This window comes from Thauera sp. DNT-1, from assembly GCF_055393985.1.
Genome location: NZ_AP043752.1, coordinates 832441 through 858209, shown reverse-complemented (window position 1 = coordinate 858209; position 25769 = coordinate 832441). Strand labels below are relative to the sequence as shown.

Genomic DNA, 25769 nt, shown 5'->3' with positions numbered 1-25769 from the left:
TGCATCGCTTCTCCGATTCACCTGTCCGGGAACCCCGCACCGATGTCCGATTTTCCCCTGCCGATCCTTTTCATCATGGCGGTCTTCTTCACGATGTGGCTCATCCTGAGGAAGTTCCACCGCATCGAGCAGCGCAAGCGCGCGCTCCCCGAGCTCAACGCCTACTTGTACGCCAACAACCAGACCGAACCGCGCTGCTCGGCCTGCGAATCGACCGAATTCAAGGACGAGGGCCTCAGCCACGGCAAGGACGAGCGCCGCATCGTGTCGTGCGCCAAGTGCGACACCCTGCTGTACCGCATCGTGCCGCCGGAAAGGGCGGAGTAGTCGCTCCGCCAATCGCGACTTGCGTCGCTCCCACAGCCCTGCCCGGGCGCCGGCAACGAAGCGCGCGTGCCGGTTTTCGTAGGAGCGACGCAAGTCGCGATCACGGCCCCCGAGCCTGCACCGACGCCCCGGCAGCACCCCGCCGCCAATCGCGACTTGCGTCGCTCCTACAGCCCTGTCCGGGCGCCGGCAACAAAGCGCGCGTGCCGGTTTTCGTAGGAGCGACGCAAGTCGCGATCACGGCCCCCGAGCCTGCACCGACGCCCCGTCAGCACCCCACCGCCAATCGCGACTTGCGTCGCTCCCACAGCCTTGCCCAGGCGCCGGCAACAAAGCGCGCGTGCCGGTTTTCGTAGGAGCGACGCAAGTCGCGATCACGGCCCCCGAGCCTGCACCGACGCCCCGTCAGCACCCCACCGCCAATCGCGACTTGCGTTGCTCCCACAGCCCTGCCCCGGCGCCGGCAACAAAGCGCGCGTGCCGGTTTTCGTAGGAGCGACGCAAGTCGCGATCACGGCGCCCGAGCCTGCACCGACGCCCCGTCAGCACCCCACCGCCAATCGCGACTTGCGTCGCTCCCACAGCCCTGCCCCGGCGCCGGCAACAAAGCGCGCGTGCCGGTTTTCGTAGGAGCGACGCAAGTCGCGATTGCGCGGTCTGGAGGGGCGGTCATGCGGGCTGCGAACTCACCGCGGGCCCGAGAAGGCATCCACCAGCACCTGGGCAAGCTCATGCATCGGGCCGAGGGGTTGCGGTGGCGGCGTCAGGCCGGCGACGAAGCCGGCGGCCGCGAAGCGGGTGAGCAGCGCGGGGTCGGAGGCGATCACATGCACCGGCACGTCGTGCGGCTGGTCCGGCCCGCTCACCGTGCCGATCGGCTGGTGGTCGCCGATCACGATCAGGACCAGCTCCCGCGCGGCGTGATGGGCGAGGTAGTCGGCGAGCCAGCCGAGCTGGTAACGCATCGAGGCCAGATAAGCGGGGAGCGGCTCGGTCCAGGACACCCGCACGGCCGCCGCGGCTTCGACCTCCTCCTGACTGAAGGCGTCTGCGCGCAGCAGCCGCGACCAGTCCTCGCGCAAGGGTGGGATCGCTGCGAAGGGGGCGTGCGTGGAGACGGTGGCGAAAACGACCAGCCGTGGCGCGCGACGCGCGGCAGCGGTCTCCGCGCGTGCGCCCGGACGGGAAGTGGGCGCGCTGGCGGAGGTGTCGCCCGCAGAAGCCGGGGAGGAGCCCGGGCTGGAGCGGGCCTGCTGCGTACCGACGGCCTCGCCGAAGCTGCCGCCCAGCTCGTCCACGTGGATGCGCGCCATCGAGGCCTGGTCGGGGATGCGCCAGAAGCCGAAGGGCAGGCCGGCGTAGCCCGCGCTGTCGGCATCGGCGATGCGGTCGAAGCCGTAGAAGCGGCCCTCCGGCCAGGGGCGCTGCAGCCCTGGCATCCAGCCCACGGTACGGTAGCCGTGGGTGGCGAAGTGGCGGACCAGGGTGGGGCGATCGGTGGTCAGCAAGAGCGCGTGGTCGGCCGGGTCGCGGGTATCGACCCCCGCGAGCACGGCGGCGTGCGCCAGCCAGGAGGCGCCGCCGAAGGTCGGCGATACTAAGCGGGCGGAGACGGCCTGGCGGCCGCTGGCCGCGATCGCGGCACCCAGCTCGGTGCGTGCGTCGGCGAGCGCCGCGGTGATCGGCGGTCGATCGAAGCTGACCGCGCCGTAGGCCTCGGCGAACACGATCAGCACGTCTGCGCCCCGCAGCGCCGCGAGATCGCCGCGGAAGTCGGGGCCGGGGCCGAGCCGCTCGCCGCCGTCGGCGGCGAGCGCCGAGCGCAGGAAGCGGATCTGATCGAAGACCAGCGCGGCGACCGGCCGCGCGAAGGCCGACGCGGCGAGCTGGCCGGGCCACGGCGCCAGCGCCCACAGCAGGATCACCGCGCCCGCGACACCGCCGAGCAGCGCACGCGCGCCCGGTGCCGCCGCGCTGCGTGCGAGGGCACGCACGCAGGCCGACACCACGCGATGCAGTACCAGCACGACGAGGATACCGAGCGCGAGCGCGAGCAGGACCTTCGCGCCCGGACCGTCGCCGCCCATGTCGAGCACGGCACCGAGGTGGGGCAGGTCCCAGTAGAGGTTGAGCGGGCGGCCGAACAGCGCGGGGACGGTCACCTGCACGTAGCGCAGCACGATCCACAGCGTGGCCAGCCCCGCGAGCACGCGCACGAGGTCGTGCGCTGCGTGTTTCCGCCAGGCGGCGAAGAGCACCAGTGCGGCGACGGCGAAGGCGAGCTCGATCGAGACGGCCGGCGTCGGCCGCGGCCACAGCGTCGGCCAGGCGTTGTCGAACACCAGCAAGGCGTCGAGCGCGAGCAGCGGCAGGAGCGTGCCGAGCACAAGATCACGCGTCCGTGCGCTCATGCGACCCCTCCGCCGCGTGCGGCAAAGCGCGGGCGCGCGGGACACGGCGACGTCGGGCCGTGGCCGAGTGCGGCTATGATCCGGGTCAGCCGATGCCCCCCGGGAGACCGACCGAAATGAACGCCAAGCCCGCGCTGCCCTGGTGGCAGGACCTGACCCCGAGCCGCATTGCCGGGCTCGCCCGCGCCGATGCGGTCGCGTTGCTGCCGCTCGCCGCGATCGAGCAGCACGGAGAGCACCTGCCGCTGTCGACCGACCTCGACATCGCCCTCGGCCTGCTCGAGGCGGCCGTGCCGAAGCTGCGCGCGGGCCTGCCGCTGTGCGTGCTGCCGCCGGTCGCGGTGGGGTGCAGCCTGGAACACACGGGCTTTGCCGGTACGCTCGCGCTCGACGCGAAGACCGCGCTGGCGAGCGTGGTGGAGATCGGTGCCTGCGTCGCGCGTGCCGGCTTGCGCCGCCTTGTGCTGTTCAACACCCATGGCGGCAACAAGGCGCTGGTGGACCTGGCCGCGCTCGAGCTGCGCGCTGCGCAGGGCATGCTGGTGGTGCGCGCGCATTCCTTCCGCTTCCCGCCGCCACCCGCCGCTCTGCCGGCGGACGAACTGCGCCACGGCCTGCATGGTGGCGCGCTCGAGACCGCGCTGATGATGCATCTGGCGCCGCACAAGGTGAGGCGCGATGCGGTCGATCGATTCGAGTCGCTGGGGGCGCGCATGGCGGCGGCGGGGCGACTGCTCGGCCCAGAGGGCGAGGCCGGCTTCGCCTGGATGGCGCAGGACCTCCATCCTTCGGGGGCCTGCGGCGATCCTCGCCTGGCGGACGCCGCGCTCGGGGCGCGCCTGGTGGAACACTTCGCGAGCCGTCTCGCGCGCATCGTCGAAGAGGCACACGACTTCGATCTCGAGGCGCTGGTGACGCGCGCACCGGCGCCGGAGCAGCGCTGAGCAGGCCGCATGGCCGGCCTGGAGGCCGCGCCTCAGGCGCGGTGCGCGGCGTCCGCGGCGGGCAGGCATGCGGGCTCGTCGTCGCCCGGCTCGCCCTGCTCGTTCAGCAGATCGTTGAGCCAGTGGCCGTGACGGCTGGCCTTGGTCCTGAGGTAGCGCTGGTTCTGCGCGGTGACCTCGCCGTAGATCGCGCGCCGGCCGACGACGTGGATGCCGGCTTTCTGCAGCGCGGCGACCTTGCTCGGGTTGTTGGTGAGCAGCAGGATGCGGTCGATGCCGAGCTCGTCGAGCATCTCGTGGGCGATGCGGAAGTCGCGCTCGTCCTTGGAGAAGCCGATCACCTGGTCGGCGTCGATCGTGTCCAGTCCCTCGTCCTGCAGGCCGTAGGCGCGCAGCTTGTTGGCCAGGCCGATGCCGCGACCCTCCTGCGAGAGGTAGAGCAGCACGCCGCCGCCGAGCGCGTCGATCGCTGCCACGCCGCGGCGCAGCTGCTCGCCGCAGTCGCAACGCAGGCTGCCGAAGAGGTCACCGGTGAGGCAGGACGAGTGCAGGCGCACCGGGACGTCCTCGGGCCAGTTCGCGCGCTCTCCGATGACGATGGCGACGTGCTCGTGCACGCCGTCGGCTTCACGGAAGAGCACGAAGCGGCTGTTCTCGGCCTCGGCCAGCGGCACGCGCGCCTCGCTGATGCGGGCGAGCCGGCCGGGGCCGCTCTCGCACAGGCGCATGGCCTCGGCGGCATCGACCTCGAGCAGATCGCCGCTCGCCACCGTGGCCGCGACCGCAGCGGCGCGATCGGGCGCGACTTCGCACACCAGCGCCGCCGGCACCCGCTGGGCGCGCCCGAGCAGGCGCAGGGCGGCGCGCTCGACCGGGCCGCCGTCGCGAAGTTCGGCGTCTGCGGGCAGGCTGGCGCCGCGCTGCCAGGCGAGCGCATGCAGACCGGCGGCGTCGGGAAGCGGCGACAGGCCGACGGAAACCGCCTGTGCGGCCCCGGCGCGGCCGATCGCGGCGAGGCGGTGGTCGCTCAGCACCAGGCGTGCGGGCGAGCCGGCCAGCATCTGCATTTCGCCCGCCGCGGCATCGTCCAGGCCTTCGACCGCGCACACGACGAAGGCGCGCGCGTGGTCGCGCACGAGGATCGAAAGTCCGCGTCGCAGGTCGAAAAGGGCACGCTCGGCTTGGCGCATTTGTTTTTCTCCGTTTGGGGTGTCGGGGCTCGACCCTGCACCAGGCGCTTTCCAGGCCGGCAGACGCGAGTGAAGACGATTTTTCAGGGAAGGATGGATGGCGGACGAACTTGTACCAGATTGGGGCTGGGCCTGCATCCTGCAAGCCCGCGACGCTGATTGGGCCGGCGCCGGGACGATAAGTTTCACGGTCGAGGGCGTGGCGATCGAGATCGCTCCGCGCGGCGCCTGGCGCTGCGCGCGGGCCTTGCGCGCGGACACCGCGGAACTGCTCGATCTCTTCCTGCCCTGGGTGGCCAGGCCCGGCCGTCTCGCGATCGCCCAGCTGGGGCAGAGCCTGGATGGCCGCATCGCCACCGCGAGCGGGGCCTCGCACTATATCAACTGCCTCGAGGCACGTACCCACCTGCACCGGCTGCGGGCGCTGGTGGATGCGGTGGTGGTGGGGGTCGGCACGGTGAATGCCGACGATCCTCAGCTCACGGTGCGCCACGTCGCCGGGCGCAACCCCGTGCGCGTGGTGCTCGACCCGCGCGGTCGCGCGCGGGCGGACGCGAGGCTGTTCCAAGACGGCGCCGCGCCCACCGTGCACCTGGTTGGCGAGGATCTCGCGCCGGGCACCGCCGCCGTGCTGCCGGGGCGGGTCGCGCGCGCGGGCCTGCCAGGTGCCGGGTCGGGTTTCGAGCCGGGCGCGGTGCTCGATTGGCTGGCACGGGCGGGCTGCAGGCGGGTGCTGGTGGAGGGGGGTGGGCACACCGTGTCGCGTTTCGTGCAGGCGGGGGCGATCGAGCGGCTCCATCTGCTGGTCGCACCGCTGCTGATCGGCTCGGGGCGTGCCGGGCTGGTTCTGCCGCCGATCGACACGCTCGACGAGGCCCTGCGTCCGGTGTGCAGGCCGTTCCGCTGCGGGAGCGACAGCTTGTTCGACCTCGACTTCGATGGGGCGGGGCGGGCGGCGCAGTAGAGATAAAATCTCGATATAACAGAAAAAATCGACAAACGAGTTTCTCGTCGACGAATGACTGATATGATCCCGCAGGTCTTCGTAGTCGTTTCCGTGCGATCCTGAATCGTTCGGCTGCGCTGCGGGACGACCGGCGCTCCACGGCGAGTGGGCGACGGACCCCGCTGCAGCCGGCTCGCCGATTCACTGGAGTGAGGATGTCGATCGACCTGCCGTCCAATCCGCATCAAGGCCCGCTCCCGACGCGGGCCTCCGCAACCGCCCGACCTGTGGTGCACGATCTGCCGCGGGCGCGGGAAGCCGGCGCGCGTCCGGCGAGTGTGCAGCGCCTGGACCTGTGCCGGCTGGTCGCCGATGTCGTGCCCGACGAGGCCCCGCCCAACCCCGCGGAGCAATACGAGGCCCTCGTGCTCGTGCGCGGGCACGCCTTCCTGCGCAGCAGCGAGGCGGCGATCGAGCTGGAGCCCGGACAGATCCTGCTCGGCACCGGTGCGTCGCCCGAGCTGCTCTATTCGGCCGATAGCGAGCTGTGGAGTGTGCTCGTCCCCGAGTCCGTGCTGCGCGAAGCGTGTTCGGAGTGCGGCTGGCTCCACGCGGGAGAGGGCGTGCGCTTCAACCGCAGCCCCTGCACGCGCGACGAGCTCGACCACCTGGTCACGCTGCTGCGCCTGGTTGCGAGCGAGAGCGCCAGCGGGGCGCTACGCGCGCAGCTGTTCATGCACTACGCCCATGCCGTGGCCAACAAGCTGCTGTTCACCCTGCAGCATAACCAGCCGACCTCGCAGACCTGTGGCCAGGCGCGCCTGTTCGAGCGCCTCGAGCGCCACATCGAGGCGCGCATCAAGCAGGACATCAGCGTCGAGCAACTCGCCCAGTTCGCCGGGCTGAGCCAGCGCTCGCTCTATCAGGTGTTCAAGGACCAGGCGCGGATGTCCCCGCGAACCTACATCCGCCGCAAGAAGCTCGAGCATGTGTACGCCACCCTGATGGACCCGGCCGTGCGCGTGGCGAGCGTCACCGCGGTGGCGCTCGACTACGGCTTTACCCACCTCGGGCGCTTCGCCGAGCTCTACAAGTCGAGCTTCGGCATCCTGCCCTCGGAGAGCCTCAAGGCCCGTCCGCCCGGCAAGTAGGCGTCGCCTCGGCGGTGGAGCGCGCGCCGGGCTCGTGGCGCCGCAGCGCCAGCGCGCCCGGCAGCGTCGACAGCAGCACGACCACGCCGTAGCTCACCGAGGCCGCCACGCCTTCGGCGGCGTCCAGCCCGGCCGCCTGCCACACCAGCGCGGCCGCGCCTTCGCGGATGCCCCAGCCCGCCACCGAGAGCGGGATCGCCATCGCCAGCAGCACCCAGGGCACCAGCGCCGCCGCCTGGGCTGGCGGCGTGGCGAGCCCGCTCATGCGCATGCAGCACAGCCACACCGCGACGTAGCTGGCCACGATCAGCAGCGAGGCGAGCAGCTGGCGCAGCAGCACCGCGCGCCCGAGCAGCGCCCGCCGGGTGGCGCTCGCCAGGCTGCGCAGGGCCGTCCGGGTGCGGCCTGCGAGTGCCGTCGCGACGAGGGCGAGCACGGCGAGCACGCCCATCCACGGCAGTCCCCGGAGGTCGACGGCGTCGCCCAGGCGTCCCGGCACAACCTGCAGCGCGGGGGCGGCGAGCACGCTCGCGACCACCACCAGCAGCAGCGCGAGCTGGCCCGCGCCGCGCTCGATCACCACTGCCTGCCAGGCTGCGTCGCGGGCTGTACCCGGCAGACTGGCGTGGCGCCAGGCGCGCGCGGCGTCGCCCATCACCCCGCCCGGCAGGATCTGGTTGAGAAAGCTCGCGAGGTAGTACTCGCGCAGGGCATGGGCGAAGCCGAGCGGGGCGCCGAGGCGGCCGGCGGTGAGCTGCCAGCGCCACGCCGACAAGGCCGTCTGCAGCACGCCGATCGCGAGCGCGAGCGCCAGCCAGGCGGGCGCGGGCGCGCCGAAGGCGGCGATGAGGGCGCGCGGTTCGATCCACCACAGCACGCCGGCGAGCAGCCCGAGGCTCGCAAGCGCACGCAGGACGGGCAGCGGGCGTCGAGTGCGCCGGGCTTCGCCGCTCATCGCGCGCGGGCGGCGGGGCCGTCGGGCCGGAGCGCTGCCGGGGTGGCGACCGGCGGGCTGGCGAAGAGGTCGAGGTGCCCGACTTCAAGCACCTCCTTGCCCCGTGCGGCGCACTGCGCACTGCGGCGTGCGTGCCAGGCGGCGATGCGCGCGGCGGCGTGCGGGCACTGCGCGGTGGCGGCGTCGCGCCAGCCGTCGATGAGCGCGCATGCGAGCGCAGCCTGGGGCGGGGCGGCGAGGTCCAGCCGCCACGGGCTGGCGGCGGTCTCGACGTCGAAGCCACGCGCCGCGAGCAGCTCGGCGAGCGCGGGTGCGGCGTCCGGCCCGAGGGCGGCACCGAGGCCCTTGTCGCGGCGTTGGTGGGCGTTGAAGGCGTCGCGGACGAAGGCATCGTCGGGGACGGGTGGCTCTGCGGAGCCGTGGGTCAGGAAGCGCCAGGTCCCGTCCACGCTCAGCGTGATCAGCAGCGCGCAGCCGGTGCTCGTGCAGACATCGGCGAGGCGGACCAGCCAGCTCGCTGGCATGAGGTCGAGCACGGCGGAGGCGCACACGAGGTCTGTGTCCGCGAGCGCAGGTGCGGCGAGCGTGCCGAGATCCCGGCAGCGGGTGTCGACCTGCGGCTTCGCGCCCTGCGCATCGCGCAGGTCCGCGCCGAGGGTGCGGGCGCGTTCCAGAAGACCGGCGTCGTGGTCGACCAGCGTCCATTGCTGCGGGCCGGGCAGGCGGGGTGCGAGGTGGCGCGCGTTGGCGCCGCTGCCGCAGCCGAGGTCCATCAGGCGCAGCGGGGCCTGCGGGTGCCGTCGCCGTCGCCCCTGCAGCCAAGCGGCGGCGAGCGCTTCGAGTCGGGGCGCGCGCGCGGCGCGGTCGGCGGCGGCGCGCAGCGCGAGCCAGTCGGCATCGAAGCAGGCGTCGGGATGGCGGGGGGCATCGACGGCGTCGGGGTGGGTCGGCATGGCGGCTCCGGGTGGGCGCGCGGACGGGATCACGCGGACGCCGGCGCGAGTTCGGCAAGGGCGGCGGCGAAGGCCTCGCCCGCTTGCGGCCAGCCGCGCAGTCCAGCGCGTGCGCGGCGGGCGCCGTCGCGCAGGCGCAGGCGCCGGGCGCGGTCGCCGATCAACTCGCCAAGCGCGCCGGCGAGCGCATCGACGTCGCCGGGCGGCACGGCCAGCCCGGCGCCGGGAGGCAGCGTGCCCGCGAGCGCGCCGCCGGTGGTGGCGAGCACCGGCAGCCCGGCGGCGATCGCCTCGGCGACCACCATGCCGTAGCCCTCGTAGTGGGAGGGCAGCACGAAGAGGTCGGCGGCGGCGTAGGCGTCGCGCAGGGCCGCGTCCGCGCATTCGCCGGAGAGCCGGATGCGGTCCTGCAGGCCGAGGCTGCGGACGAGTTCGGCCACCTCGCCGGCGTAGCCGGGGTCGCGATGCGTGCTGCCGATCAGGGTGCAGCGCCAGGGCAGCGCTCGTACGCGCTCGAGCGCGCGCACGAGCACGTCCTGGCCCTTGCGCGGGGTCAGGCTGGCCACGCACAGCAGCTGCGGCGGCTCGCCCTCCGCGGCGGCCAGCGCGAGCGGCGCCACGCCCGGCTCGACCCAGCGGATGCGCTCGGCGCGCAGCCCGAAGTCGAGCAGCCGGCGCGCGGTGAAGGCGCTGGTGGTGATCGCGAGGCGCACGGCGGCGAGCGCGGCCCGTTCGCTCGCCAGCAGGCAGCGCCGCAGCACGGGATCGAGGCCGCGCTCGTCGGCCAGGGGGTGGTGCACCAGCGCGACCAGTGCCAGCCGTCCGGCGTGCTCGATCGCGACCTCGGGCAGGCCGCCGAGCGCGAGCCCGTCGATGACCACGCGCCGACCGGCGGGCAGGGTGGCGAGGGTGTCGTGCAGGGCGTCGCGCGCCGTGGGGTCGGCGTCGGGGAAGCGGCCGGGCAGGCCATGGACGGTGACGGTCCAGCCGAGGTGGCGCAGCGCCTCGACGATGCGGGCATCGTAGAGATAGCCGCCGGTGCGCTGGGCGGGGTCGCCGGGGACGATGAAATCGAGGTCTGTGCTCCCCCTGTGAGCGCTCACAGCGCGCCCTCGTAGCTCGCCCATGCGACGTGCGACTCGTGCAGGCTCACCTTCAGCCGCTCCAGCCCCTGCGCCCCGGGGCCCAGCCGGCCGGCGCGGATCGTGGCGGCGAGGCGGTCGAAGATCACCCTGGCCATGAACTCGGTGGTGGTGTTGCGGCCGCGGAATTCCTCGAGCTCGTCGAGGTTGCGGAAATTGAACTCGGCGAGCACCGCCTTCAGCGTTGCGGCGGCGAGGCCGATGTCGACCACCAGGCCGTCGGCGTCGAGCTCGCTGCGCTGGAAGCAGGCGTCGACCAGGTAGGTCGCGCCATGCACCCGTTGCGCCGGGCCGAAGATCTCGCCGCGGAAGCTGTGGGCGATCATGATGTGTTCGCGGACGGTGAGGCTGTACATGGGGGCTCCGGATCGATGCTCGGGTGGATCTCAGGTGCTCGGACTGGCATAGCGGATGCGCTCGCACAGCGCCCCGGCGGGGGCTTCGGCGAGGCGCTGCATCAGCGCGGGCAGGTCGGTGAAGTCGGTCTCGCCGCTGATCAGCGCGTCCAGACGTGGATCGACGAGCAGCGCGAGCGCGAGTTCCATGCGGCGACGGTAATCCCAGCGCGGGCTGCGTGGCGGCGGCAGGCGGCCGACCTGGCTGGACTGCAGGCGCAGGCGGCGGGCGTGGAAGGCGGCGCCGAGCGGCAACTCCGCGCTGCGGCGGCCGTACCAGCTCATCTCCACGACGGTGGCGTCCTGTCCGGCGAGTTCGAGCGCGCGCACCAGGCCGGCGGGGTTGCCGCTGGCGTGGAAGACGAGGTCGCAGTCGCCATGCGCCTGGTCCGGCAGGCGGTGAACCAGGCCGAGCGCGGCGGCGAGGCGGGCGCGGCCGGGGTCGGTGTCGATCAGCTCGAGCTCGACGCCGGGGAGGCGCGCGCACAGCCACGCCACCAGGCTGCCGACCACGCCGGCGCCGACCACCGCGATGCGGTCGCCCAGCGCGGGGGCGCCGTCCCAGCAGGCATTGATCGCGGTCTCGAGGTTGGCGGCCAGCACCGCGCGCGCGGCCGGCACGCCGGCGGGGAGGGGGACGACGGCGCCGGCGGGTACCACGTAGCGCTGCTGATGCGGGTGCAGGCAGAACACCGTGCGGCCGCGCAAGGCGGCGGCCGCGGTGCCGACGCCGTCCTCCACCACGCCGACGCCGATGTAGCCGTACTTGAGCGGCCCGGGGAAGTCGCCCTCCTGGAAGGGGGCGCGCATGCGTTCGTATTCGCTTTCTGGCACCTCGCCGCGGAACACCAGGCTCTCGCTGCCGCGGCTGACTGCGCCGAAGAGGTTGCGCACCCGCAGCTCGCCGTCTGCGGGCGGGCGCAGCGGTGCCGGACGCAATTCCCCGTAGCCCGGGCGGACGGTCCAGAAGGCGAGGTTGGTGCTGGACATGCCGAGCTCCTTGTGCGAACCCTTTCGCGCGGCGGATGATCGAAGCAGGCATGGTAGCAGGGCGCTGCAGCCACTGTAGGCGCGCCGCCAGGCGCGAATGGGGCCTGAACGACGTGGGAAAGGGGCGCAAGGGCAGCATGGCGATGGAGCAGGGCGGATGTTGTGTTCGGCGCGGCGGACTTCCCCGCCTTTGGCGCGATCTGGCCGGGGGCTTCGGCGGCCTCGTCGCGCTCGTCGCGCTGGCGTCGAGCACGCTCGCGCTGCCGCTCGCGGCTGCTTGGGCGGCGGGCGCGGTGTTGCTCGCCATCGCTGCCTTGATCCGGCACTTCTGGTCCGACCCGCGCCGCGGCTTGGGTCCGGCGAACCGGGTGACGCTGGTGCGCGCCCTGCTGGTCGCCCTCCTCGCCGGGATGCTTGCCGCGCCCGCATGGGTGGATGCACATCCCGTGCAGGTGGCCGCGTTCGCCGCGCTCGCGCTGCTGCTCGATGGCGTGGACGGCTGGGTGGCGCGGCGCTGGCGCTGCGAGAGCGACTTCGGCGCGCGCTTCGACATGGAGCTCGACGCCTTCCTGATCCTGGTCCTGTGCGTGCATCTGCTGGCGATGGACAAGGCGGGACCCTGGGTGCTGGTGATCGGTGCGATGCGCTACGTCTTCGTCGCCGCGATGCGGCCCTGGCCTTGGCTGGAGCGGCCGCTGCGGGAGAGCCGCCGGCGCAAGCTGGTCTGCGTCTGGCAGGTCGCCTGCCTGCTGCTATGCCTGCTGCCGGCGATCGGCGGCGCGCTGGCGACGGCGCTGCTGGTGCTGGCGCTGGCGCTGCTGGCGTGGTCCTTCGCGGTCGATGTGCGCTGGCTGTACCACACGCGTCCGCAATCCTGACCGCGGAAGCCACATTCGCAAGTCCCTGGAGGAGAAAGGAAGATGGAATCGCGCAAACGTTTTCCCCGCATGCTCGCCGCGGCCGTGCTGGCGGGCGTCCTCGGTGCCGCACCGGCCTGGGCGGAGCCGCGCAGCTACACGATCGACCCGGAGCATTTCGCCATCGGTTTCCAGGTCGAGCACCTCGGCTACGCCGACATCATCGGCCTGTTCCTGAAGGCGAGCGGGCGCTTCGAATACGACGAGGCCGCGCGCACGCTGAAGTCGGGGAGGGTGGTGGTGGCCGCCGACAGCGTGTTCAGCAACCACGAGGCGCGCGACCGCCACGTGCGCGACAGCGACTTCCTCGACGCCAGGAAGCATCCCGAGATCGTCTTCGAGGCCAGCGGCTTCGAGGCCGGCGCCGAGCGCGACGGGCGCCTGCACGGCAAGCTCGCCGGCCGTCTGACCCTGCTCGGGCAGACCCACCCGGTCGTGCTCGACGTCACGCTCAACAAGGCCGCAAGCTATCCCTTCGGCCACCGCAAGCACACGCTCGGCATCTCGGCGCGCACGACCATCGAGCGCAGCCGCTGGGGCATGGACTACGGCGTCAGCCGCGGCATGGTGGGCGATGCGGTGGCGCTGCGCTTCGAGCTGGAGGCGATGCGCGACGATTGAGGCGACGATCGAGGTGGCGCAGGCCGCGGTGGCGGCGGCCGCGACCGCTTCAGCCGCCGATGTAGGACATCTCGATCTTGCGCAGCGCGGCGGTCTCGGCGGTGCGGATCTCGGAATAACGGTCCTCGCGCCCCTGCCACACCTGGGCGATCGCCGCGTCGATACGGGCATCGTCGGCACCTTCGCGCAGCAGGGCGCGCAGATCGTGGCCCTGCTGCGCGAACAGGCAGGTGTAGAGCTGTCCCTCGGTGGACAGACGGATGCGCGTGCAGCTCGAGCAGAAGGCCTGGGTCACCGAGGAGATCACGCCGATCTCGCCGGCGCCGTCCTTGTAGCGCCAGCGCTCGGCGACCTCGCCCTCGTAGTTGGGGTCGACCGGCTCGAGCGGGAAGAGGCGGTCGATGCGCTCGACGATCTCGCGCGAGGGCAGCACCTCGTCCATCTTCCAGCCGTTGGAAGCGCCCACGTCCATGAACTCGATGAAGCGCAGGATGTGGCCGCTGTTGCGAAAGTGCGCGGCCATCGGCTCGATGTCGACGTCGTTGGTGCCGCGCTTGACCACCATGTTGACCTTGATCGGGCCCAGGCCCACCACCTTGGCCGCCTCGATGCCCTCGAGCACCTTCTCCACCGGGTAGTCGGCGTCGTTCATGCGCCGGAAGAGCGCATCGTCGAGCGCGTCCAGGCTCACGGTGACGCGGTGCAGGCCGGCGTCCTTGAGCCGGCGCGCGAGCTTGGGCAGCAGCACACCGTTGGTGGTGAGCGTGACCTCGACGCCGTCGAGTGCGGCGAGCATGCCGATCAGGCGGTCGACGTCCTTGCGCAGCAGCGGTTCGCCGCCGGTGATGCGGATCTTGCGCACGCCGCGCGCGACGAACAGCCGCGCCACGCGCAGGATCTCCTCGAAGCTGAGCAGCTGCCGCCGCGGCAGGAAGGCGTAGTCGTCGCCGAAGACTTCGCGCGGCATGCAGTACACACAGCGGAAGTTGCAGCGGTCGGTGACCGAGATGCGCAGGTCGCGCACGCTGCGCGCGCGGCGGTCGACCAGCGCAGCGCCGGGCGCCGCAACGGGCGCGGGGGCCGCGGGGGCGAGGGGAGACGCGGCCTGCTGGATCGGGATGACTTTCATGGTCGGCTGCGGCTGCGGGCTGGGGTTCGGGTTGCGGGATTATCGAGTCGTGGACAGCGCGGCGCAAGGCGAGGTTCGCGCAGGCGTGCATCTCGAGCTTCGTCGCAAGCCCGCGGCCGATCGCGACTCGCGTCGCTCCCACGAGAAGCGGAGCCGCCGTAGCCGGGGGCAGTGGGCGTGGATCACGGGGCCTGCGGGGCGGGGTGTATCATTGCGCTCCCTGCCGCTCCGGCACCAGAAGAAAGATCAAATCCATGGCCGATCTCGTGCCACTGCCGGCGACGGCTTTGCGCAAGCGCTGCGACCCCGCCTGCTTCAGCTTCGACACCACCGAATCGCTCGCCGACCACGCCGGCGACCTTGGCCAGGAGCGCGCCGTCGAGGCGATCCGCTTCGGCCTCGCGATGGGCCACACCGGCTACCACGTGTTCGTGCTCGGGGATGCCGGCAGCGGCAAGCACGCGACCACCTTCCGCCTGCTGCGCGAGCGCGCGGCGCGCGAGGACGTGCCGCCCGATCTCTGTTATCTCCACAACTTCGACGAGCCGCTCAAGCCCCGCCTGCTGACCCTGCCGGCCGGGCGCGGCGCGGCGCTGCGCACGCGCATGCAGACCTTCATCCGCGACCTCGGCCCGGCGCTCGGCGCCGCGCTCGACAGCGACGCCCACGTCGAGCGTGTCGAGTCGCTGCAGAGTGCGCACAAGGCGCGCGAGGAAGGGGCGCTGCGCGAACTCGGCAAGGCCTGCAACGCCGAAGGCATCTCGCTGCTGCAGACCCCCGAGGGCTTCGTGTTCGCGCCCACCAAGGACGGCGAGCCGCTGTCGCCCGAGGCCTTCGAGGCCTTGCCGGAGGACGAGCGCAAGGCCATCGAGGCGCGCATCGGCGCGTGGAGCGACCGCCTCGAGGATCTGCTCAACGACTTCCCCGGCTGGCGCAAGTCGGTGCGCGAGTCGATCGACCGTGCCGAGCGCGAGGTGCTCGGCCCCGCGGTCGCGCACCTGCTGCGCGAGGTGCGCGAGGCGCACGAGGACCTGCCCGAGGTGCTCGCCTTCCTCGACGCGGTCGAGCGCGACGTCATCGACAGCGCGGTGCGCGGCACCATGCTGGAGGAAGAAGACGACGAGGCCCCCGAGCCCGAGGAGAACACGCGCTACCACCGCTACCAGGTCAAGCTGCTGGTGGATCATTGCGGCTCGCAGGGTGCGCCGGTGGTGTTCGAGAACAACCCCGGCTACGGCAACCTGATCGGCCGCATCGAGCACATCGTGCAGCAGGGCAACCAGGTCAGCCACTTCAACCTGATCCGTGCCGGCGCGCTGCACCGCGCCAACGGCGGCTACCTGGTGCTCGACGCGGAGCGCCTGCTGTCGCAGCCCTTCGCCTGGGAAGGCCTCAAGCGCAGCCTGCGCGCGGGCGAGATCCGCATCGAGCCGCCGGCCGAGGCGCAGGGCTGGAGCGGGGCGTTGACCCTGGAGCCGGAGGCGGTGCCGAGCGCGCTCAAGGTGGTGCTGATCGGCGACCGCGAGGTCTACTACCTGCTGATGGAGCACGATCCGGAGTTCGCCGACCTCTTCAAGGTGGCGGCCGACTTCAACGACGACATCCTGCGCACGCCCGAGAACGAATGCGAGTACGCCCGCCTGATGGCGCTGCTCGCGCGCGGCGCGAAGCTGCTGCCGGTCGAGCGCAGCGGTGTGGCGCGCCTGGTCGAGGAAGCCTCGCGCCTGGCCGAGGACTCCGGGCGCCTGTCGCTCAACACCCGCGCGCTCTCCGACCTCATGCGCGAGGCCGACTTCCACGCCCGCCAGAAGGGCCTCGCCGCCACGACGCGCGCCGAGGTCGAGGACGCGCTCGCCGCGCGCGCGCGGCGGGCCAATCGTTACCCGACCCGGGTACTGGAGTCCATCCTCGACGGCACCACGCTGATCTCAACCACCGGCGAGCGCGCCGGCCAGATCAACGGCCTGGTGGTGATCGAGCTCGCCGGGGAGCTCTTCGGCCACCCGGTGCGGATCACCGCCACGGTGCGCATGGGCGAGGGCGACGTGGTCGACATCGAGCGCGAGACCGAGCTCGGCGGTGCGATCCACTCCAAGGGCGTGCTGATCCTGTCGGCCTTCCTCGCCGCGCGCTACGCCCGCCACCAGCCGCTGTCGCTGTCGGCGAGCCTGGTGTTCGAGCAGTCCTACGCGCCGGTCGAGGGCGACTCGGCCTCGCTCGCCGAGCTGTGCGCATTGCTCTCGGCGCTGACCCAGGTGCCGATCCAGCAGCGCTTCGCGATCACCGGCTCGGTGAACCAGTTCGGCGAGGTGCAGGTGATCGGCGGTGTGAACGAGAAGATCGAAGGCTTCTTCGACCTGTGCAGCGCGCGCGGGCTGGACGGCACGCAGGGCGTGGTGATCCCGGCGGCGAGCGTGCGCCACCTGATGCTGCGCGAGGACGTGGTGCAGGCCGCGGCGGAGGGCCGCTTCCACATCCACGCGGTGAAGACGGTGGACGAGGCGATGACCGTGCTGACCGGCGTCGAGGCCGGCGAGCCCGACGCCAAGGGCGTGATTCCCAAGGGCACGCTCAACCACAAGATCGCCACCGTGCTCGCCGAGATGACCGCGGCGCGCCACGCCTATTCGGACGCCGACGGCGCCGCCGGCGCCCGCCAGCACCGCCGCCGGCACGGGGTGTGAGCCCCGCGCCGGACGGGCCGGCTTACGAGAACATGTCCTCGTAGATGGTCTGCGCCCAGCCGAAGTCCTGCGAGATCGTCGCCGCGGTGCGCTCGTTGTAGTCGATCTGGGTCTGCTCGATGATGCCCTGGGCGTTGACCTTGTAGTCGAACTGCACCGAGATGCCTTCCTGTGGGGCGATATTCACCATCATGAAGCAGAGGTTGTCCGGGAGCCGGTAGTCGGGTTCCCGCCCGGCCTCGCGCTCGGAGATGTAGTAGGCCACGATGCGGGCGTGGCGGTTGGCGACGTGGCCGGCCTTGGGGTAGAAGCCGAACTGCGGCGACACGAAGCCGACCGCGTCGCCGATGACGAAGACCTCCTTGTCCGTGCGGTCGTGCAGGAAGAGCGGATCGACGTCGGCCCAGCCGCCGCTCGGGTTGCCCGCACCTGGACGCGGCACCAGACCCGCCTTCCAGGCGAGGTCGCCGGCCTGGTGCGGGGCCATGAGGATGGCGTGCTGGAAGTCGAAATCGCCCGCCTCGGTGCGGATCCTGCGCTTGAACGGATCGACCTCCTCGATGCGCGCGTCGGGGACGTAGGTGATGATGTCCTTGTACAGCTCTTCGAAGGTGGAACGGAAGCCCGGGCCGATCGGGCGCGCGCCGTCCTTGTGGTCGAGGATGTAGATGCGCCCCGGGATCTTCTTCTGCTTGAACATCGACGCGATCAGGCAGGCGCGCTCGTAGGGGCTGGGCGGGCAGCGCTGCGGCGGGGGCGGCAGGGTCATCACGAGGTCGCCGCCCTTGAAGGACTGGAGCGCGTTCTTGAGGTGGAAGTGCTCGGCGCTCGGGATGTAGGCCGCCGGAAAGCGCGCCCGGGTGGCCTCGGCCATGCGGCGGTCGTTGCCGAACCAGGCCTCGTAGTTGTAGCGGATGCCGGGGGCCACGATCAGGTAGTCGTAGTGGATGGCGCCGGCCGCCGTGATCACCCGCTTGCCCTCGCGCTCGATCTCGAGGATCTCGGTCTGGATGAAGCGGTAGGCGTACTTCTCGGCGACGGCGAGGTAGTCGTGGGTGAGATACCGGGTATCCACCTGATCGACCAGCCACTTGTTGCTCATCGGGCAGGAGAAGAACACGGGGTTGCGCTCCAGCAGCACGACGTCGAGCTGGGGGGCGAGCTGGCGCAGGTACTTGGCGGCGGTCACCCCGCCCCAGCCGCCACCGCAGATCACGACGCGGCGTTGCTTGCCGGGTGGCAGCAGGGTGTCGGTGGCGCGGCCGATCAGGAAGGGCAGGCTGCGCTCGGTGCTCGCGGCGGGGGGCGCGGACTGCGCCAGGGCCGGGCCGGCGACGGCGGCGGTGGCGAGCCCGCCGGCCGCGGTGAGGAAGCGCCGGCGTGGGTTCGAGGATGGCTGGTTCATGAGGTCTCCCGATAGGTGAGCCGCCCCGGTGCGGGAAGCCGCCGGGGCTTGATGAGCCGGGCGCGACGGCCCGGCAGGGCCTGGCGACCGCAGTCGCCGCGACGGACGGCCGATATGAAGATCGGCCGGATGCGTCCGTTCAGGTGGAGGGCTGCGCGGCGAGGCGTGCGAGCTGGCGGTCGTGCAGCCGTCCGAACACGATCTGCGCGATTATCGCTCCGAGCAGCGCCATCAGCATGTCGGCCTGGGCGTCCCAGGGGTCGCCCTGGGTGCCGAGGAATTCCACCGCGCCGCCGGCCCACAGCTCGGCCGAGGCCCATTCGACGAGCTCGTACAGCGCGCTGATGCCGGTGCAGCTCAGGGTGAGCAGGGCGAACAGCCATTTTCCCGGGCGCAGCGGCGAGGTGCGCAGCAGCAGCTCGCGGCCCAGAATCGCCGGGGTGACGCCCTGGAAGAAGTGGCCGAAGCGGTCGTAGGGGTTGCGCGCGAGTTCGAACCAGTCCTGCACCACGAAGCCGACCGGTACGCGCGCGTAGGTGTAGGCGCCGCCGAGGATGAGGATCAGGGAGAAGAACGCGATCAGACCGTAGGTGAGCGGGGTGAGCGGGAAGCGGCGCGCGCTCGCGAGCAGGATGGGGAGCGCGATCAGCACCGGGGCCACCTCGGCCCACCACACGCCGCGGTCGTAGGGGGCGATGCCCGAGGCGAGGAGGGCGGCGAGGACGAGGATCAGCAGGGCGAGACGCAGCTTCATGTGGGGCTCCCGGGGGCAGGTGCAGGGCGTGGGTTTGCGCGCCGCGTGCGGAGCCTGGGGGTGGCCCGGCGGGCGATCGCCAGTGCGTGCAATCCTGAGCCCTTGCGGGCTTCCCCGCCAGCATGGCCCGCTTGCGCCGGCGCAGCGGCTGCGTACGGCAAGAGAAACTTCACGCTCCTCGGGAAGTCGTACCACTCCCATTTACATGCAGGATCTCCGATGAAGCACCGTCCGCTCATGCTCGCCGCCAGTGTGCTGGCGCTCCTGGCGCAGGTCGGCCCCGTTGCCGCGGCCGACGCGCCATCCGCGCCCGTGGAGCCGATCGCCGCGCTCGACGTGCCGCGCTACATGGGCTCCTGGTACGAGATCGCGCGCTATCCGAACTGGTTCCAGAAGAAGTGCGTGGGGGATTCGCGCGCCGACTACAGCCTGCTGGAGAGCGGCGAGGTGCGCGTGGTGAACCGCTGCCGCGAGGCCGATGGCAGCGTCTCCGAGGCGGTCGGCGTGGCGCGGCAGATCGGTGGCGCCGACTCGCCGCGGCTGGAGGTGCGCTTCGCGCCGGCCTGGCTGTCCTTCCTGCCGATCGTATGGGGCGACTACTGGGTGCTCGACCTCGACCCCGACTATCGCCTGGTCGCGGTGGGCGAGCCGAGCCGGGAGTACCTGTGGATCCTGTCGCGCACGCCGACGGTGGAGGCGCGTGCCTACGCCGAGCTGCTCGAGCGCCTCGCGGCGCGTGGCTTCGATGTCGGGCGGCTGGTGCGCGGGGAGCAGGGTGGCGGCGGGTGAGGGCGGTGCGAGCGTCATCGCACCCTTCAGCGGCGATCGCGACTTGCGTCGCTCCCACAAGAACACCGCGGTTCCGGCGCCCCCACCGGGTGATTCGGGCACCTTGTGGGAGCGACGGGCATCTTGTGGGAGCGACGCAAGTCGCGATACGGCGGTGGAAGGGTCGGTGAAGCGGGTCGAAAGCGCTGGAGCGCGCCGCTCCCGCGCTCCCAGAACCCGACAGACCCCTGCGGGAGCTCCGCCTTTTCATGCGTGCCCGGTAATCTGGCACCAAATTTGCTGTGGTAACCTCGGCAGGGTTTCGCCGGACCGCCGCACGTCGTCCTGGCCCCCGCCCCGTCCCTGAACGCCTTTCCGCCCCGATCCGCCTCGATGCTGCTCGCCTCGCTCGTCCTCCTCCCCTTTCTCGGTAGCGTGCTCGCCGCGCTGATGCCGCAGGACGCGCGCAACCGCGAGTCCTGGCTGGCGATCGGGGTGGCGGTGGGCGGACTGGCGATCGCCGCAGCCTTGTTCCCGCAGGTCGCCGCCGGCGAGGTCGTGCGTGCGGAGTTCGCCTGGCTGCCCGCCGAGGGCTTGGACTTCGTGCTGCGGGTCGACGGCCTCGCCTGGGTCTTCAGCATGCTGGTGCTGGCGATCGGACTGCTGGTGGTGCTGTATGCGCGCTACTACATGTCGCCCGAAGACCCGGTGCCGCGCTTCTTCGCCTTCCTGCTCGCCTTCATGGGCTCGATGCTGGGGGTCGTGCTGTCGGGCAACCTGGTGCAGCTGGTGGTGTTCTGGGAGCTCACCAGCCTCACCTCCTTCCTGCTCATCGGCTACTGGCACCACCGCGCGGACGCTCGCCGCGGCGCGCGCATGGCGTTCACCGTGACCGCCACCGGCGGCCTGTGCCTGATGGCCGGTGTGCTGGTGCTGGGGCATATCGTCGGCAGCTACGACCTCGACGTGGTGCTCGCCGCCGGCGACCAGATCCGCGGCCACGAGCTCTACCTGCCCGCGCTGGTGCTGGTCGCGCTCGGTGCACTCACCAAGAGTGCGCAGTTTCCCTTCCACTTCTGGCTGCCGCATGCGATGGCGGCGCCCACGCCGGTGTCGTCCTACCTGCACTCGGCCACGATGGTGAAGGCCGGGGTGTTCCTGCTCGTGCGCCTGTGGCCGGCGCTTGCCGGCACGCCGGAATGGACCTGGATCATCGGCGGCGCCGGCGTGTGCACCCTGCTGATCGGCGCCTTCGTGGCCATCTTCCAGCACGACCTCAAGGGCTTGCTGGCCTACTCGACGATCAGCCACCTCGGCCTCATCACGGTGCTGATCGGCATCGGCACGCCGCTGGCGATCGTCGCGGCGATCTTCCACATCCTCAACCATGCGACCTTCAAGGCCTCGCTGTTCATGGCCGCCGGGATCATCGACCACGAGACCGGCACCCGCGACCTGCGCGTGCTGCGCGGCCTGCGCCACAAGCTGCCGATCACCGCCACGCTGGCGATTGTGGCCAGCGCGGCGATGGCGGGGGTGCCGCTGCTGAACGGCTTCCTGTCCAAGGAGATGTTCTTCGCCGAGACGCTGCACGTCGGGGGGGATCGCAACTGGTGGATGTCGTACGCCGCGGTGGCGATGGGCATGTTCAGCGTGGCCTACTCGCTGCGCTTCATCTCGGTCTTCTTCGGAACGTCGGCGCAGGGCCTGCCGCGCGACCCCCACGAGCCGCCGCGCTGGATGCGCTTTCCGGTCGAGCTGCTGGTGCTGGCCTGCCTGGTGGTGGGCGTCGCCCCCGGCGTGAGCATCGAGCCGCTGCTGCACCTGGCGGTGGTCGCCACCCTGGGCGAGGCCGCGCCGGCCTACGACCTGGCGGTGTGGCACGGCTTCAACCTGCCGCTGCTGATGAGCGTGTGCGCGCTCGTGGGCGGCATGCTGCTTTACGGGGTGCTGCGCCGCCATTTCGACCTGGCGCGGCGCGAGCGCGTGCCGCTGCTCCACCGCCTCAACGGCGCGCAGGCCTACGAGACGACGATGCTGCAGCTCACCCGCGGTGCGGAGTGGCTGCTGCGCCGCGTCGGCACGCGCCGGCTGCAGCCGCAGCTGATGCTGATGATGCTCGCGCTGCTGCTGATCCCGCTCCTGCTGGCGGGCGCTCCGCCGGCGTGGACCGTGATCCCCGTGCGGGGCTTCGACCCCATCTTCGCCGGCATGTGGCTGATCGGCGCCGGCTGCGCGCTGGCGGCGGCGTGGATGGCGAAGTACCACCGCCTGGCCGCGCTCGCGCTCGTCGGCGGCACCGGCATCGTCACCGCGGCGACCTTCCTGTGGCTGTCTGCGCCCGACCTGGCGCTGACCCAGCTGATGGTGGAGACGGTGACCACGGTGCTGATCCTGCTCGGCCTGCGCTGGCTGCCGCCGCGGATCGAGTCGATCGCCGGCCCGGTGCAGCCGCCGTGGCAGGTATGGACGCGACGCACGCGCGACCTCGCGCTCGCCGTCGGCGGCGGCCTCGCGCTGGCGGCGCTGACCCATGCGGTGCTGGTGCATCCGGCCTCGGACACGATCGCGGACTTCTTCCTGCTCAACGCCCTCGGCGGCGGCGGGGGCAGCAACGTGGTGAACGTGCTGCTGGTGGATTTCCGCAGCTTCGACACCCTGGGCGAGATCACCGTGCTCGCCGTCGTCGCGCTCACCGTGTATGCGTTGCTGCGCCGCTTCCGCCCGGCGCCGGAAAGCGCCGGCATCCCGCCGCAGCAGCGCTTCGAGGGCGATCCGGCGAGCCGGCAGAGCCCCGCCGAGCAGGCCGGCAGCGGCTACCTGCTGGTGCCGGGGATCTACCTGCGCCTGCTGCTGCCCTTCATGGGGGTGATCGCGGTGTATTTCTTCATGCGCGGGCACAACCTGCCGGGCGGCGGCTTCGTTGCCGGACTGATCTTCGCGGTGGCGATCCTGGTGCAGTACATGCTCGCCGGCACGGTGTGGGTGGAGAGCCGCCTGAACCTGCGCCCGCATCGCTGGCTGGGCTTCGGACTGCTGCTGGCCTGCACCACCGGCCTGGGGGCGTGGTGGTTCGGGCATCCCTTCCTCACCACCCACACCGCGCACGTGGAGTGGCCGCTGGTGGGCGAGCTGCACCTGCCGAGCGCCTTCGTGTTCGACCTCGGCGTGTTCGCGGTGGTGGTCGGCACCACGATGCTGATGCTGGTCGCGCTCGCGCACCAGTCGCTGCGCGCGCACCGCCACCCGGGCGAGGACCTGACGGCGGACGGACAGGGCGGTGCCGAGGGGAGGCGGATCTGATGGAACTGGTACTGGCGATTTCCGTCGGCGTGGTGTTCGGCGCGGGGATCTGGCTGATCCTGCGTCCGCGCACCTTCCAGCTCATCACCGGGCTGCTGTTGATGTCGTACGCGGTGAACCTGTTCATCTTCGCGATGGGGCGGCTGTGGGTGGACAAGCCGCCGATCACGCCCACGCCCGCCATCGATCCGGCGCAGTTCGCCGACCCGCTGCCGCAGGGCCTCGTGCTCACCGCGATCGTGATCGGCTTCGCCACCACCGCGCTCTACCTGGTGATGATGATCGGCGCGCGCGGGCTCTCGGGCAGCGACCACGTCGATGGCGAGGAGCCGCGCGAATGACGGTGTTGCCCTGGCTCAACCACCTGATCATCGTGCCCGTGCTGCTGCCGCTGATCGTCGGCGCGCTGATGATCCCGATCAACCAGAAGCGCCACGGGCTCAAGTTCGGCCTCGGCCTCGCGAGCGGCATGCTGCTGTGGGCGGTGGCGGTCGCACTGCTGGTGCTGGCCGACGGCGGGTACTGGCCCGGCGGCATCGGCGTGTATCTGGCGGCCAACTGGGCTGCGCCCTTCGGCATCGCGCTGGTGGCCGACCGCCTCTCCGCGCTGATGCTGGTGCTGACGGCGACGATCGCGCTCGCCGTGCTGGTGTTCTCGGCGCGGCGCTGGGACCGCGTCGGCGTGAGCTTCCACCCGCTCTTCCAGTTCCTGCTGATGGGGCTCAACGGCGCCTTCCTGACCAACGACCTGTTCAACCTTTTCGTGTTCTTCGAGGTCATGCTGGCGGCGTCCTACGGGCTCGTGCTGCACGGCTACAACCTGCGTCGCATCCAGGCCGGCATGCAGTACATCGCGGTGAACCTGGTGGCTTCGCTGGTGTTCCTGATCGGGGTGTCGCTGATCTACGCCGCCTCCGGGACGCTCAACATCGCCGACCTCGGCGCCCGCGTGGCCCTGCTCGGCGCGCAGGACGCCTGGCTGCTGCAGGTCGGGGCGGCGGTGCTGGCGCTCGCCTTTCTGACCAAGGGGGCGATGTGGCCGCTCGGGTTCTGGTTGCCCACCACCTACGCCTCGGCCTCGGCGCCGGTGGGGGCGATGCTGGTGCTGATGACCAAGGTGGGCGTGTATGCCGTGCTGCGGGTGTGGCTGGCGGTGTTCGGCGAGGGGGCGGGCGCCGCGGAGGGCTTCGGCTTCGCCGCGCTGACCCTCGGCGGCATGGCGACCGTGCTGTTCGGCGCCATCGGCATGCTCGCGAGCCAGGACGGCGGGCGCATGGCGGGCTATGGCGCGATCGTGTCCTCGGGCACGCTGCTGGCGGTGATCGGGCATTCCGGGGGGGCGGTGCTGGCCTCGGGCCTCTACTACCTGCTCGGCTCCACGCTGGCGATGGCGGCCTTCATGCTGCTGATCGAGCTCACCGAGCGCATCCGTCCGCCGGGCGCGGCGCTGATCGCGATCACCATGGAGGCCTTTGCGATCGAGGACAAGCCGGAGGATCCGGTCGGCGTCGGCATTCCCGGCACGCTCGCCTTCCTCGGCCTGAGCTTCGCCGCGTGCGCGCTGGTGATCGCCGGGATGCCGCCGCTGGCGGGCTTCGTCGCCAAGTTCAGCCTCTTCCACGCCATGCTCGCGGCCGCGCCCGAAGGCGTCCCGGCGACGACCTGGGGCCTGATCGGGCTGATGATCCTCGCCGGGCTGGCGGCGATCATCGCGCTGATGCGCCTGGGGGTGCGCACCTTCTGGGCTGCGGGCGCGGTGACGCCGCCGCGGCTGCAGTTCTCCGAGGCGGTGCCGGTGGGGGCGCTGGTGATCCTGTGCGTGCTGCTGACGGTGCAGGCGGGCACGGTGTTCGACTACCTCGACCGCACCACCGCGGGCCTGCTGCGCAGCGGCGACTACGCGGCGCGCGTGCTCGGCGAGCCTCCGGTGCTGCGCGCGCCGGGCGCGGAGGGTGCGCGATGAGACGCTGGCTGCCTTCGCCGCTGCTGTCGGCGAGCCTGCTGCTGATGTGGCTGATGCTCAACCAGAGCCTGGAGCCCGCGCACTGGCTGCTCGGCGGCGCGCTCGGCGTGCTCGCGCCGCTGCTGTCGCAGCCGCTGCAGCCGCACGGCCACGCCCGCATCCGCCGCCCGCTGGCGCTGTTCCGCCTGCTGTGGATGGCGGCGATCGAGATCGTCCGCTCCTGTTTCAACGTCACCCAGATCATCCTGTTGCGGCGTTCGGCCGATGTGAACTCGCAATTCATCCGCGTGCCGCTCGACCTGAAGAGCCCGCACGGCCTGGCCCTGCTGTCCTGCCTGATCAACTCGACGCCGGGCACGGTGTGGGTGGAGATCCTTCCCGACGGCCACGAGCTGCTGCTCCACGTCTTCGATCTGCACGACGAGGCGTGGTGGGTGCACACCATCAAGACGCGTTACGAACAGCCGATCATCGAGGTGTTCGAGACGCCCGAACCCGGAGGAGGCCGGACATGACGACCGCGACGCTGCTCTCGGCGGCGACACTTTTCGCGCTGGCCTGCGTGGTGCTGGCCATGCTGTTGTGCACGCTGCGGCTGATGATCGGCCCCTCGGCACAGGACCGCGTGCTGGCGCTCGACACGCTGTGGATGTGCGTGATGGTGCTGGCGCTGCTGCTGGGCATCCGCCACGGCAGCCAGATCTATTTCGAGGCCGCGCTGATCATCGCGCTGCTCGGCTTCGTATCCACGATCGCGCTCGCCAAGTTCCTGATGCGCGGGGAGGTGATCGAATGAGCGCGTCCGCACCACCGCCCGAAGG

At 71.6% G+C, this 25769-nt stretch carries 23 protein-coding genes; 13 read left to right on the top strand and 10 right to left on the bottom strand.

Features of this window, described 5'->3' with window-relative positions:
* The first annotated feature begins 42 nt into the window (after positions 1 to 42).
* Positions 43 to 327 (top strand): hypothetical protein, encoded by a 285-nt coding sequence (locus ACZ5PP_RS04070; protein ID WP_004321819.1) that lies wholly within the window; start codon positions 43 to 45, stop codon positions 325 to 327.
* A 686-nt stretch (positions 328 to 1013) separates the two neighbouring features.
* Here the strand turns inward: ACZ5PP_RS04070 and ACZ5PP_RS04065 are convergent.
* A complete protein-coding gene (locus ACZ5PP_RS04065) occupies positions 1014 to 2738 on the bottom strand; it encodes a hypothetical protein (RefSeq protein ID WP_464826781.1) in 1725 nt (574 codons plus the stop codon).
* A gap of 116 nt (positions 2739 to 2854) precedes the next feature.
* Between ACZ5PP_RS04065 and ACZ5PP_RS04060 the strand changes: the two genes are divergently transcribed.
* A complete protein-coding gene (locus ACZ5PP_RS04060; protein ID WP_464826779.1) occupies positions 2855 to 3682 on the top strand; it encodes a creatininase family protein in 828 nt (275 codons plus the stop codon).
* Positions 3683 to 3714: 32 nt separating this feature from the next.
* On the opposite strand, the gene ribA is transcribed toward ACZ5PP_RS04060, so the two are convergent.
* The gene (gene ribA, locus ACZ5PP_RS04055; RefSeq protein ID WP_464826778.1) at positions 3715 to 4872 is read right to left on the bottom strand and encodes a GTP cyclohydrolase II RibA; all 1158 of its coding nucleotides are present in this window, start codon (positions 4870 to 4872) and stop codon (positions 3715 to 3717) included.
* 97 nt (positions 4873 to 4969) lie between these two features.
* Here ribA and ACZ5PP_RS04050 point away from each other — a divergent pair, with 97 nt between their 5' ends.
* Both ACZ5PP_RS04050 and ACZ5PP_RS04045 read left to right on the top strand, forming a co-directional pair.
* Complete coding sequence (locus ACZ5PP_RS04050; RefSeq protein ID WP_083854725.1) at positions 4970 to 5836, top strand: RibD family protein; 867 nt, start codon at positions 4970 to 4972, stop codon at positions 5834 to 5836.
* 197 nt (positions 5837 to 6033) lie between these two features.
* The gene (locus ACZ5PP_RS04045; protein WP_464826777.1) at positions 6034 to 6969 is read left to right on the top strand and encodes a helix-turn-helix transcriptional regulator; all 936 of its coding nucleotides are present in this window, start codon (positions 6034 to 6036) and stop codon (positions 6967 to 6969) included.
* Here ACZ5PP_RS04045 and ACZ5PP_RS04040 read toward each other — a convergent pair.
* Genes ACZ5PP_RS04040 through ACZ5PP_RS04020 form a run of 5 tightly spaced genes read right to left on the bottom strand, consistent with a single transcriptional unit; the run spans position 6944 to position 11404 of the window.
* Positions 6944 to 7924 carry a lysylphosphatidylglycerol synthase transmembrane domain-containing protein gene (locus ACZ5PP_RS04040; protein ID WP_464826776.1) on the bottom strand — a complete coding sequence of 327 codons (981 nt, stop codon included), beginning with the start codon at positions 7922 to 7924 and terminating at the stop codon, positions 6944 to 6946. The two genes, ACZ5PP_RS04045 and ACZ5PP_RS04040, sit on opposite strands and share 26 nt — an antisense overlap.
* Complete coding sequence (locus ACZ5PP_RS04035; protein ID WP_464826775.1) at positions 7921 to 8877, bottom strand: class I SAM-dependent methyltransferase; 957 nt, start codon at positions 8875 to 8877, stop codon at positions 7921 to 7923. The genes ACZ5PP_RS04040 and ACZ5PP_RS04035 overlap by 4 nt, the downstream gene beginning before the upstream one ends.
* A 29-nt stretch (positions 8878 to 8906) precedes the next feature.
* Positions 8907 to 9980, bottom strand: coding sequence for a glycosyltransferase family 4 protein (locus ACZ5PP_RS04030; RefSeq protein WP_287471362.1), 1074 nt, complete (start codon positions 9978 to 9980; stop codon positions 8907 to 8909).
* Entirely contained in the window at positions 9977 to 10375 is a 399-nt protein-coding gene (locus ACZ5PP_RS04025) for a 6-pyruvoyl trahydropterin synthase family protein (RefSeq protein ID WP_004323165.1), read from the bottom strand. The genes ACZ5PP_RS04030 and ACZ5PP_RS04025 overlap by 4 nt, the downstream gene beginning before the upstream one ends.
* 30 nt (positions 10376 to 10405) lie before the next feature.
* On the bottom strand, positions 10406 to 11404 hold the full coding sequence (locus ACZ5PP_RS04020) for a zinc-dependent alcohol dehydrogenase (RefSeq protein WP_464826774.1): 999 nt from the start codon (positions 11402 to 11404) through the stop codon (positions 10406 to 10408).
* Between the two features lie 137 nt (positions 11405 to 11541).
* On the opposite strand from ACZ5PP_RS04020, the gene ACZ5PP_RS04015 reads away from it, so the two are divergent.
* Both ACZ5PP_RS04015 and ACZ5PP_RS04010 read left to right on the top strand, forming a co-directional pair.
* Positions 11542 to 12282, top strand: coding sequence for a CDP-alcohol phosphatidyltransferase family protein (locus tag ACZ5PP_RS04015; RefSeq protein WP_464826773.1), 741 nt, complete (start codon positions 11542 to 11544; stop codon positions 12280 to 12282).
* Between the two features lie 42 nt (positions 12283 to 12324).
* Positions 12325 to 12942: a YceI family protein gene (locus ACZ5PP_RS04010; protein ID WP_464826772.1), complete on the top strand. Its 618-nt coding sequence runs from the start codon at positions 12325 to 12327 to the stop codon at positions 12940 to 12942.
* 49 nt (positions 12943 to 12991) lie between these two features.
* Here ACZ5PP_RS04010 and moaA read toward each other — a convergent pair whose 3' ends face one another.
* Entirely contained in the window at positions 12992 to 14071 is a 1080-nt protein-coding gene (moaA, locus tag ACZ5PP_RS04005) for a GTP 3',8-cyclase MoaA (protein WP_004323160.1), read from the bottom strand.
* Positions 14072 to 14325: 254 nt separating this feature from the next.
* On the opposite strand from moaA, the gene ACZ5PP_RS04000 reads away from it, so the two are divergent.
* The gene (locus ACZ5PP_RS04000; RefSeq protein WP_464826771.1) at positions 14326 to 16755 is read left to right on the top strand and encodes a Lon protease family protein; all 2430 of its coding nucleotides are present in this window, start codon (positions 14326 to 14328) and stop codon (positions 16753 to 16755) included.
* 22 nt (positions 16756 to 16777) lie between these two features.
* Here ACZ5PP_RS04000 and ACZ5PP_RS03995 read toward each other — a convergent pair whose 3' ends face one another.
* The gene (locus ACZ5PP_RS03995; protein ID WP_043743495.1) at positions 16778 to 18160 is read right to left on the bottom strand and encodes an FAD-dependent oxidoreductase; all 1383 of its coding nucleotides are present in this window, start codon (positions 18158 to 18160) and stop codon (positions 16778 to 16780) included.
* A 139-nt stretch (positions 18161 to 18299) separates the two neighbouring features.
* On the bottom strand, positions 18300 to 18914 hold the full coding sequence (locus tag ACZ5PP_RS03990) for a DUF2238 domain-containing protein (RefSeq protein ID WP_004316299.1): 615 nt from the start codon (positions 18912 to 18914) through the stop codon (positions 18300 to 18302).
* A 219-nt stretch (positions 18915 to 19133) separates the two neighbouring features.
* Between ACZ5PP_RS03990 and ACZ5PP_RS03985 the strand changes: the two genes are divergently transcribed.
* From ACZ5PP_RS03985 to ACZ5PP_RS03960, 6 genes are all read left to right on the top strand, one after another.
* The gene (locus tag ACZ5PP_RS03985; protein ID WP_004316296.1) at positions 19134 to 19703 is read left to right on the top strand and encodes a lipocalin family protein; all 570 of its coding nucleotides are present in this window, start codon (positions 19134 to 19136) and stop codon (positions 19701 to 19703) included.
* 372 nt (positions 19704 to 20075) lie between these two features.
* The gene (locus ACZ5PP_RS03980; protein WP_043743473.1) at positions 20076 to 22985 is read left to right on the top strand and encodes a monovalent cation/H+ antiporter subunit A; all 2910 of its coding nucleotides are present in this window, start codon (positions 20076 to 20078) and stop codon (positions 22983 to 22985) included.
* Positions 22985 to 23326, top strand: coding sequence for a Na+/H+ antiporter subunit C (locus ACZ5PP_RS03975; protein ID WP_012585489.1), 342 nt, complete (start codon positions 22985 to 22987; stop codon positions 23324 to 23326). The genes ACZ5PP_RS03980 and ACZ5PP_RS03975 overlap by 1 nt, the downstream gene beginning before the upstream one ends.
* A complete protein-coding gene (locus ACZ5PP_RS03970) occupies positions 23323 to 24948 on the top strand; it encodes a monovalent cation/H+ antiporter subunit D (protein WP_004316291.1) in 1626 nt (541 codons plus the stop codon). The genes ACZ5PP_RS03975 and ACZ5PP_RS03970 overlap by 4 nt, the downstream gene beginning before the upstream one ends.
* Positions 24945 to 25463, top strand: a complete 519-nt coding sequence (locus ACZ5PP_RS03965) for a Na+/H+ antiporter subunit E (protein ID WP_004316288.1) — start codon at positions 24945 to 24947, stop codon at positions 25461 to 25463. The genes ACZ5PP_RS03970 and ACZ5PP_RS03965 overlap by 4 nt, the downstream gene beginning before the upstream one ends.
* Positions 25460 to 25744 (top strand): K+/H+ antiporter subunit F, encoded by a 285-nt coding sequence (locus ACZ5PP_RS03960; protein ID WP_004316286.1) that lies wholly within the window; start codon positions 25460 to 25462, stop codon positions 25742 to 25744. Before ACZ5PP_RS03965 ends, ACZ5PP_RS03960 begins: the two co-directional genes overlap by 4 nt.
* Positions 25745 to 25769: the final 25 nt, after the last annotated feature.